6 protein-coding genes and 1 pseudogene are annotated in these 7,641 nt (G+C 61.2%); 5 read left to right on the forward strand and 2 right to left on the reverse strand.

Features of this window, described 5'->3' with window-relative positions:
* The first annotated feature begins 197 nt into the window (after positions 1 to 197).
* The 3 genes from AC244_RS17155 (at position 198) to AC244_RS17165 (ending at position 3,862) form a co-directional block, all read left to right on the forward strand.
* The gene (locus tag AC244_RS17155) at positions 198 to 1,340 is read left to right on the forward strand and encodes a TRAP transporter substrate-binding protein (RefSeq protein ID WP_053250036.1); all 1,143 of its coding nucleotides are present in this window, start codon (positions 198 to 200) and stop codon (positions 1,338 to 1,340) included.
* Positions 1,341 to 1,454: 114 nt separating this feature from the next.
* Positions 1,455 to 2,123, forward strand: a complete 669-nt coding sequence (locus AC244_RS17160; protein ID WP_053250037.1) for a TRAP transporter small permease subunit — start codon at positions 1,455 to 1,457, stop codon at positions 2,121 to 2,123.
* Complete coding sequence (locus AC244_RS17165) at positions 2,120 to 3,862, forward strand: TRAP transporter large permease (protein ID WP_053250038.1); 1,743 nt, start codon at positions 2,120 to 2,122, stop codon at positions 3,860 to 3,862. Before AC244_RS17160 ends, AC244_RS17165 begins: the two co-directional genes overlap by 4 nt.
* A 208-nt stretch (positions 3,863 to 4,070) precedes the next feature.
* Here the strand turns inward: AC244_RS17165 and AC244_RS17170 are convergent, their stop codons facing one another.
* Positions 4,071 to 5,663: a gamma-glutamyltransferase family protein gene (locus AC244_RS17170; RefSeq protein WP_053250039.1), complete on the reverse strand. Its 1,593-nt coding sequence runs from the start codon at positions 5,661 to 5,663 to the stop codon at positions 4,071 to 4,073.
* Between the two features lie 350 nt (positions 5,664 to 6,013).
* Here AC244_RS17170 and AC244_RS38115 point away from each other — a divergent pair.
* Positions 6,014 to 6,359: pseudogene (locus AC244_RS38115) on the forward strand (LysR family transcriptional regulator); the annotation flags it as partial.
* A 160-nt stretch (positions 6,360 to 6,519) separates the two neighbouring features.
* The gene (locus AC244_RS37180; RefSeq protein ID WP_161807874.1) at positions 6,520 to 6,660 is read left to right on the forward strand and encodes a hypothetical protein; all 141 of its coding nucleotides are present in this window, start codon (positions 6,520 to 6,522) and stop codon (positions 6,658 to 6,660) included.
* Positions 6,661 to 6,750: 90 nt separating this feature from the next.
* On the opposite strand, the gene AC244_RS17175 is transcribed toward AC244_RS37180, so the two are convergent.
* Positions 6,751 to 7,245, reverse strand: coding sequence for a nucleoside deaminase (locus AC244_RS17175; protein ID WP_053250040.1), 495 nt, complete (start codon positions 7,243 to 7,245; stop codon positions 6,751 to 6,753).
* Positions 7,246 to 7,641: the final 396 nt, after the last annotated feature.

The following is a 7,641-nucleotide window of genomic DNA, read 5'->3' on the forward strand; positions in this document are numbered from 1 at the left end:
CGAGGCCGGATGGCCACTTCTGGAACTGGTCGTTCCGGGATGAGTGCGTCCACACGGTGTTGGAGTTGGAGCTCATTGAGGAGTATAATTTGGAGTCACAACACTAGATTACGAGCGGAATACGAGCAGAAAACCGCATTGCCCTTTTTCTCCTCCCGCTCGCAAGGCGGGGAGGCCCATGCTTTCGGGAGGAAGAGATGAAACGCAGATCCCAGATCAGGGGAAGCACATCGCGCCGCAAATTCTTAAGCGGTGCCGCCTTGGCCGGTGCGGCGATGATCGCGTCACCAAGCGTCGTCAAAGCACAGGGCCCGGTCAACCTGCGCTTCCAGAGCACATGGCCCTCCAAGGATATCTTCCACGAATTCGCGCTCGATTTCGCCAAGAAGGTCAACGACATGACCGGCGGCGACCTGAAGATCGAGGTGCTGCCGGCGGGCGCCGTCGTGCCCGCCTTCGGCCTGCTCGACGCGGTGTCGCAGGGGACGCTCGACGGTGGCCACGGCGTGGTCGTTTACCATTACGGAAAACAGACGGCGCTAGCGCTATGGGGCTCTGGTCCGGGCTTCGCCATGGACGCGAACATGCTGCTCGCCTGGCACAAATACGGCGGCGGCAAGGAGCTGCTGGCAAAGCTCTATGACTCTATCGGCGCCAGTGTCGTTTCGTTCCTTTACGGGCCGATGCCGACACAGCCGCTTGGCTGGTTCAAGAAACCCATAGCCAAGGCCGAGGATCTCCAGGGATTGAAATTCCGCACCGTCGGCATCTCGATCGATGTCTTCACCGCGCTCGGTGCCGCGGTGACCGCGCTGCCTGGCGGCGAAATCGTCTCGGGGTTGGACCGTGGCCTGATTGACGCGGCCGAGTTCAACAATGCCTCGTCAGACCGGGTGCTCGGTTTCCCGGATGTCTCGAAGATCTGCATGCTGCAAAGCTATCACCAGAATGCGGAGCAGTTCGAGGTCATGTTCAACAAAGCGAAGTATGACGGCCTGCCAGGTCAGATGAAGGCAATCATCACCAATGCCGCCGAGGCCGCTTCGCAGGATATGCACTGGAAGGCGATCGACCGCTACTCGAAAGACTATGTGGAGATGCAGACGACCGACAAGGTCAAGTTCTACAGGACGCCGGAGGCGATCCTCAAGAAGCAGCTCGAGGTCTATGACGAGGTGGTGAAGAAGAAAGCGGCGGAAAACCCGCTGTTCAAGGAAGTCATAAGCTCCCAGATCGCCTTTGCCGAGCGAGCAACGCGATGGGAGCAGGACACCGTCGTCGGCCGGCGGATGGCCTTTGACCACTACTTCGGGCAGGACGGCGTGGCGAAGGAGTTCTGACATGTAAATCCGGGCCGGCAGGCATTGTCGGCCTAATCCGGCGATGCTTCGCGATCGGCTCCAATTGAGATAGGCGGGAGCCCACGGCGTCTCTCGCCATTTCCGGGGGCAACCGTGAACGTTCAGCACTTTTTGCTCAGGGTCGATGCGATCAGCGTCTGGGTCGGAAAGGCTGCGGCCTGGCTGATCATCGGGCTGATGGCGCTCGTCTGCATCGAAGTTTTCAAGCGCTACATCATGAACATGCCGACGGCGTGGATATTTGACGCCAGCAACATGTTCTATGGCACGCTGTTCATGCTGGCCGGGGCCTATGCGCTGGCGCAGAATGCCCATGTGCGCGGCGATTTCCTCTACAGCTCGATGCGGCCGCGCACGCAGGCCGCCCTTGATCTCGCCCTCTACATCTTCTTCTTCCTGCCCGGTGTCGCAGCGCTCGTCTACGCGGGCTACGACTACGCCGCGCTCTCCTGGCGGATCGGCGAACACTCGACCGTCACGGCGGAGGGACCGCCGATCTACTATTTCAAGTCGGTCATTCCGGTGGCCGGCGCGCTCGTCATGCTGCAGGGCCTGGCTGAGATCGCGCGTTGCGTCATCTGCCTGAGGACGGGTGAATGGCCGGCTCGGCTGAAGGACGTTGAGGAGCTCGACGTGGTGGCCGAGCAGCTAGCGCACAGCGAACACATAGACGCGGAAACCCGCGAGGCGGCGATCGGGCGCGCCCAGGAGATTGAGAGGGCGGCGCGGCAACGGGGCCTGGGGGGAGACATCGAGACGTGAGCGATCCGTTCCTTGGGCTGACGATGCTGGGGCTCATCGTCGTCGTCATCATAATGGGGTTCCCGACGGCCTTCACGCTGATGGGGCTGGGCATGCTCTTCGGCTTTTACGCTTTCTACGATCCGGCCGAGCCCTGGATCGACAATCGCGTCTTCGACCTGATGGTTCAGCGCACCTATGGGGCGATGACCAACGACGTCCTGATCTCCATCCCGCTTTTCGTTCTCATGGGCTACGTAATGGAGCGCGGTGCGCTGGTCGACAAGATGTTCTACAGCATCCAGCTTTCCTTCCGGCGGGTGCCTGCGTCGCTTGCCGTTGCGGCGCTCATCGTCTGCACCTTCTGGGGTATTGCCAGCGGCCTCGTGGGTGCTGTGGTGGTGCTGATGGGCGTCATCGCGATGAACCCGATGCTGCGCGCCGGCTACGACGTGAAACTCGCGTCGGGCGTCATCACCGCCGGCGGCACGCTGGGCATTCTGATCCCACCATCGGTGATGATCATCGTCTACGCGGCGGTCGCGGGGCAGTCGGTCGTCAAGCTCTATGCCGCCGCGATATTCCCCGGCTTTTTCCTCGCGCTCCTCTATCTCGCCTATATTCTCGGCTGGGCGATGATCAATCCGAAAATCGCGCCCGCCTTGCCAGAGGAGCAGACAAGAGTTCCAGTGCCCGCCTGGATGAGGAGCTTTGAGGCGCTCTATTCGCGCAACATGCCAGCCGGGCTGCTTGTCGCGCTGTTCTCGCCGTCGCGGGCGATGGCGCTCGATACGGGCGAGGGGCCGCTCACCTATTGGAAGCTGGTCAAGAATGCCTGCGCCGCGCTGGTGCCTTTCTCGCTGACGGCGGTCACCCTGGCTCTCGCGTGGTGGTATGTCGTCATCCATCCGCAGGCATCGGCGGAGATGGAAGCGCCGGAAGGACTGGAGCAGCTCGGCGCGTCAGCGGCTGATGCTGGACCAGCGGCGGTAAACGGGCCTCCGACCAGTTTCTACGTCTCGTTCGCCGTCATTGCCGTGATTGCTGCGGCGGTGCTCGCCCGCTACTACCGCAACATGAGCGCCGATCGGCTTCAGGTCGTGAAGCTTCTGGTCTCCTCCGTGATGCCGCTCGGCATTCTTACCGTCGTCGTACTCGCCGTCATCCTGTTCGGGATCACGACTGCAACCGAATCCGCCGCGGTCGGTGCGGCCGGCGCTTTCCTGCTGGCCTTCCAGGCGCGAACACTCAACTGGAAGCGCACCAAGGAAGCGGTGTTCCTGACCGCGAAGACGACGGCAATGGTGTGCTGGCTCTTCGTCGGCTCGGCGCTCTTCTCCGGCGTTTTCGCGCTTCTCGGCGGCCAGGCGCTGATCGAGCAGTGGGTGCTGGCGCTTAATCTTACGCCCGTGCAGTTCATGATCCTGTCGCAGGCGATCATCTTCATTCTCGGTTGGCCGCTGGAATGGACCGAGATCATCATCATCTTCGTACCGATCTTCCTGCCGATGCTAAGGCACTTCGATATCGATCCGATACTCTGGGGCGTGCTCGTCTTCGTCAATCTGCAGGCGGCGTTCCTTTCGCCGCCGGTGGCAATGTCGGCCTATTATCTCAAAGGCGTCTCGCCACCGCACGTGACCCTCAACCAGATCTTCGCCGGCATGATGCCCTACATGCTGATCGTCATCCTCTGCATGCTCATCATGTATCTGTGGCCCGGCATCACGCTCTGGCTGCCGGACTACCTTTACGGCTAGAGACATTGCCGTCTGTGGCGGCCGCTACCGCAACCTTCATGCCAATGCCCTGTGATCTGAGGTTGCTCGGGCTTCATCTGCCGTGCCCAGGTGTCGGATGGCTATCCGAAAGTGACTGCATTTGGCGCACGGGTGCCGTCGGATAGCTGGTGAGCCAAAGTCTCGTTTCCACCCTCAGCTGACATCGGTCGCTTCATGGGCCTACAGCCTAGTAGCCCAACGCCATTCCATCCTTGCGGGGATCGGATCCTCCGATCAGGACGCCGCGCTCCCAGTCAATCCGGATGGCCTGCGCCCCGCCAATGGCCCATTGGGGCGGCTGAACCTTGAAGCCACGCCGTTCCAGCTCGGCGCCGATGCGAGTGCGGACGGCTTCCTCGGCCTCAACCGTTGCGGTAGCGGGCAGTGGAAAGAGACGCGGCAGGTCAATGGCGGTCTGAAGATCGAGACCGCAATCGTAGAGCCGGGATAACAGATGAGCATGGCCCATGGCCTGGTAGTGGCCGCCCATCACTCCGAACGGCATGACGACGCGTCCACCCTCGGCGGCCATTCCCGGGATTATTGTATGCATCGGACGCTTTCGGGGGCCGACTTCGTTGGGATGCCCTGCCACAAGCGAAAAGCTCTGGCCACGGTTGTGGAATAACACGCCCGAGCGCGGCGCCATCAGCCCGCTGCCATAGGAACTGAATATCGAATTGATGAAGCTGACCGCGTTGCGATCGCGATCCACCACGCAAAGATAGACGGTATCCTTGTGCTCGACCGTGTCGAACGACGGCAGCGGATCCGTGGCCCGATCGAAGGAGATGCGACTGGCGAGGCGATCAGCAAGCGTGCTCGACAGCATGCGCTCGACGGCCACATCCGACCCAGACGGATCGGCGACCATCGCGTCGCGCGCGGCGTAGGCGAGCCGTGTTGCCTCGAGGAGGAGATGCAGATCATCCGCGTCGAACGGGTCGTCGGACAGCGAGAAACGTGAGAGAATATTCAGGATCAGGAGGGCGACGACGCCCTGGCCATTCGGCGGGCACTCGTAGATGGTGCGGCCGCGATAGGTCGTGGAGATGGGTGTAACGTAGTCGCCTGCAGCGCTGGCGAAATCGCCGAGGGTATGATGGCCGCCGAGGTCGCGCAGATAGTTCACCATATCCTCGGCGCGGGCGCCGCGATAGAAGGCGTCCCTGCCGTCGCGAGCGATCGCCTCGAGCGTCTCCGCGAGCAAGGGTTGGCGCTGGGTGCAGCCGACTGTCGGCGCCTCTCCCTTAACCAGGAAGGTGTCACGGGTGGTTGGATCGGCCGCCAGAAGATCGCGTTGCAGGCCGAGGTCGGCGGCGACACGGGGCGTCAGTGCGTAGCCCTCGCGTGCCATTGCGATTGCCGGCTGAAGGACCTCGGCCATCGGCATTCGGCCGAAGTCGCTCAAGAGGCGGCACCAGGCATCGACCGCTCCAGGAACCGTGACCGCATGAGGAGAAGAGCGCTCGATTGCAGTCACACCCTCAGCCCGCAATGCTTCGCGGGTCAGGGCGGCCGGCGTCCGGCCCGAGCCGTTATACGCGCGAATGTCGGTGGATCCTTCCACCGCTATCATTGCGAAACAGTCCCCGCCGACACCCGTCGAACCTGCCTCGACAACCGATTGAACCGCGACGGCCGCCACCGCCGCATCGATGGCGTTGCCTCCTGCCTTCAGGACCTCTATGGCCGTCAGGGTTGAGGCCGGATGTGAGGTTGCCGCCATCCCGTGACGGGCAACGGCCAGCGACCGACCAGGATCTTCGAAGTTGCGCATGACGTTCCCCAAAGCTTTCCCCAGCCATCTGCTTAGACAGTCCCTGGGCACCAGCGTAAGCCAGACGTGACCTCATGCCAACGGTCGAGCAACGGTCCCACAAGGGCTTGAACAATCGAGCAAAGAATTCCCACCTTACCTGTCAACAGGCGCGCCGACCTCTCGAGATCCAACCAGTGTCGCAGCCACCGAATTCGCCGAAGATCGACCAGGCGTGACCTTGATTGAGCTTGCCTCGGCAAGAAGATGCAACGACCATCGGGCCGCTCGATCACCCCGCACCGTGCCGGGGTTAGAGCTGCCTCTTGCAAAACCACGGTCCCGGTGGATGATCGCGCGACCTCTCAACAACTGTCTGTCCCGCGACGATTGGCGTGCTGCCGGCGTTCCTGGGGCGTATTGGCCGCAAGTATCCCGATATCGAACTGCACATCTCAGCGGCTCGACCAACGACATCATCCGTGGACTGGAGAACGGCTATACCTGCGACGATACCTTCTCGCTGGTGTCGCTGGTCTTGGCATTGGCTTTGCCCCGGAATGGACGCTGGGTCTGCCCGGTCGCAATTTCCAGCTCCGCAAGGTGAGAGATGTCGACTTCAGGATCGGGCTTGGGGTCGCCTGGAGTAAGGACGGTCCAACGGCCGCGCATTACGATATCATCGATATCGCACGGTCACAGGTCAGGTCGGGCAGGCGAGGGCGCGCGGTGCCGAGAGAGGTTGCCTATGGTGCGTCCCCTCGTTCGAGTGGAGCGGCTCGCCGGGGGGTAGTCTTCCGCAATTGGGTAGCAACTGCCACCAGACTCCAATCCACTGAACTCATAGGATCGTCGCGATCCTATGGAGTGGTTGCGTATGGTTCTTGTAGCAGACGAGTTGAAGAAGAAACGGGCCGAGATCGGCCTCGGGATCGAGGAGATGCGGGCGCAGATCGCGGTGCTGGAACAGCAGCAGGCCGCATTCGACCTGGTCATCCAGGCCGACGAGCCGGACTAAAAGCCGATCTGCGAGCCGCTTGTCGCCCGTCGTTGCCGAAAGGGAGACGGAGAAAAGCAGATGGTGTCTCCGAGCTATTCAGAAGGGCTATTAACGGCGAGACCAGTATTCTTCGTGGAGTTTCGCCGCCTCGGCCGCAAGCATGGGGCCGACGACTTCCGTTGGGCGCTGACCGGCGGCGAACACGATGTGGCAGGGGAGATCAAGCGTCGGATTTTCCTGGTTATCGCCTATCTGTTGTTTCATCTCTCTCTCGGACAGGCCAAACACGACGCGCCCTATGCCTGCCCAATAGATCGCGCCTGAGCACATGGCGCAGGGCTCCGCGGATGTGTACATCGTGCATCCGGCGAGAAAATCCAAATCATAGGCTTTGCCGGCGCGCGTGGCGAGAAGCCGCTCCGCGTGGGCCGTGCGGTCGCCACCTTCCGAACTGTAGCCGTTGCACTGTTCCAGTAAAACATTGCCATCATGGTCGGCGAGAATTGAACCAAATGGGTGATCCCCGCCTTCGCGCGAACGCCGCGCCACATCGAAGGCCTTCCGCAAAAGTGACTCGTCATAGGGTCGTTTGGTGCCTGCCATTTTGTGAGCTCCTGAGAATTATCGCAGTTCATTCACCATCAATGTTTCCCCGGTAGAGGAGCGGGTAATTTGTGTTCTCCGCCAAGTAGAAAGTTGCCAGCTTCCCAGTGCTGGTCATCTGACTCCCCCGATGAACAGGTATCAAAATCAATTTTGATCCTCTTTGACTTTGTCAGCAAGGCCGATCGAAGGTGCAAGCTTGTCAGAGAACGATCGGTGGGACTGGTGGCAGTTGCTATCTATAGACCAGGCACGAATATATATTGAGTGTATCCATCCGAGCAGGGCCGCAGGACTTGTGCGATCGCGCGTGGTAACCTGGCGGAATGGAGATCGACGAAGGCAAAATGGACGACGTGGTTTTGGCGTTGGTATGGCTGACGCGTCACAACGAGC

This window comes from Ensifer adhaerens (assembly GCF_001270265.1).
Taxonomy (GTDB): domain Bacteria; phylum Pseudomonadota; class Alphaproteobacteria; order Rhizobiales; family Rhizobiaceae; genus Ensifer; species Ensifer adhaerens_B.

Excerpts from the sequence above, each read along its gene's own strand:
- AC244_RS37180 (WP_161807874.1), top strand. The coding sequence starts at position 6,520 with ATGGTTCTTGTAGCAGACGAGTTGAAGAAGAAACGGGCCGAGATCGGC.
- AC244_RS17170 (WP_053250039.1), bottom strand. The coding sequence starts at position 5,663 with ATGCGCAACTTCGAAGATCCTGGTCGGTCGCTGGCCGTTGCCCGTCAC.
- AC244_RS17155 (WP_053250036.1), top strand. The coding sequence starts at position 198 with ATGAAACGCAGATCCCAGATCAGGGGAAGCACATCGCGCCGCAAATTC.
- AC244_RS17175 (WP_053250040.1), bottom strand. The coding sequence starts at position 7,245 with ATGGCAGGCACCAAACGACCCTATGACGAGTCACTTTTGCGGAAGGCC.